General features: G+C 65.8%; 1 protein-coding gene. It reads right to left on the reverse strand.

The genetic code is table 11. The features are described from left to right. Positions 1-1935, reverse strand: a 1935-nt coding sequence (dxs, locus tag GOB87_RS16345; protein ID WP_166319147.1) for a 1-deoxy-D-xylulose-5-phosphate synthase, incomplete at both ends; no start/stop codon positions are given.

A 1935-nucleotide genomic window follows, 5' to 3' on the forward strand; every position in this document is an offset into this window, starting at 1 on the left:
CATACCGATAGCGTTGAGAGCGGTGTTTACGATGCTGGGCGCGTTGAGCCCGGCCTCGTCGTATTGGGCGGTCTGTGTGTTGTGGTCGATGAAACGATCGGGCAGCGTCATGGTGCGCAGCCGGACGTTGTCGAGCAGACCCGTGCGCGAGAGATGCTGCGCCACCATGGAGCCGAATCCACCCATCGCGCCTTCCTCAATGGTGATCAGCACCGCGTGGTTGCGCGCAAGCTGCTCAAGCAGTTCCGTGTCCAGCGGCTTGGCGAAGCGCGCGTCCGCCACCGTGGGCGGCAGGCCGTGCGCGGCCAGTTGATCGGCGGCCTTGAGCACTTCATGCAGGCGTGGGCCGAGCGAGAGGATGGCGATGCCGCCCTTCTCGCGGCCCGACTGCTGGCCCATCTCGCGCACGATACGCCCTTTGCCGATCTGGATGATCTCGCCCTTGGCGGGCAGTTCCAGCCCGTAGGTGTTGCCGCGCGGGTAGCGCAGCGCGATCGGGCCTTCATCGAACTCACAGGCCGTGGCCGTCATGTTGAGAAGCTCGACCTCATCGCTGGGCGCCATGATGGTCATGCCCGGCAGGCAGCCGAGATAGGCGATGTCGAACGACCCGGCATGGGTCGCGCCGTCCGCGCCCACCAGACCGGCACGGTCGATGGCAAAGCGCACGGGCAGGTTCTGCAGCACTACATCGTGCATCACCTGATCGTAGGCGCGCTGCAGGAAGGTGGAGTAGATCGCGCAGAACGGCCGCAGCCCTTCCGTCGCCATGCCGGCGGCGAAGGTGACGGCATGCTGCTCGGCGATGCCGACATCGAAGAACCGCTCGGGAAACTGTTTGGCGAACTTGTCCAGCCCCGTGCCCGAGGGCATCGCGGCGGTAATGGCCGTGATGCGGTCATCGGTGGAGGCGCGGTCGATCAGTTCGCGGGCGAATACGTTGGTCCATGATGGCGGACCGGGAGGGGCCTTTTTCTGTTCGCCGGTGACGACGTTGAACTTGGCCACCGCGTGATACTTGTCGCCCGCCTTCTCGGCCGGCTTGTAGCCATGGCCCTTCTCGGTGATGACGTGCAGCAGGATCGGCCCCTGATCCGTGTCGCGCAGATTGCGCAGGATCGGCACCAACTGGCTCATGTCGTGCCCGTTGACGGGGCCGACATAATAAAAGCCCAGTTCCTCGAACAACGTGCCGCCGGTGATCATGCCGCGGGCGTATTCCTCGGCGCGCTTGGCTGTGCGCTCCAGACGGTCGGGCAGCTTCTTGACGACCTTACCCGCCAGATCCCGCAGTCCCATGAACTGACGCGAGGACATCAGGCGCGAGAGATAGTTCGACATCGAGCCGACGGGCGGCGCGATCGACATCTCGTTGTCGTTAAGGATGACGATCAGCCGCTCCGCGCCCGGCCCGGCCACGGCGGCGTTGTTCATCGCCTCATAGGCCATGCCGGCGGAGATGGAACCGTCCCCGATCACCGCGATCACATTGCGCTCGCGGTAGGATGGGTCTTCCTCGGCGCGCAGATGGTGCGCCACCGCCATGCCGAGGCCGGCGGAGATGGAGGTGGAGGAATGCGCCGCGCCGAACGGATCGTAGGCGCTCTCCGAGCGGCGGGTGAAGCCTGAGAGGCCACCGGGCTGGCGCAGCGTGCGGATGCGGTCGCGGCGACCGGTGAGAATCTTGTGCGGGTAGGCCTGATGGCCCACGTCCCAGATCAGCTTGTCGTCGGGGGTGTCGAACACCGCGTGGATGGCGACCGTCAGTTCCACCACGCCCAGCGAGGCGCCCAGATGCCCGCCCGTCGTCGAGACCGTGTCCACCGTCTCCGACCGCAACTCGTCCGCCACCTGCCTGAGCTGGTCAATCGACAGGTTCCTCAGATCAACAGGCAGGCCAACCCGGTCCAGCTCAGGAAAACGGCCGCGTGTGGG

Source organism: Acetobacter estunensis, from assembly GCF_011516945.1.
GTDB lineage: Bacteria > Pseudomonadota > Alphaproteobacteria > Acetobacterales > Acetobacteraceae > Acetobacter > Acetobacter estunensis.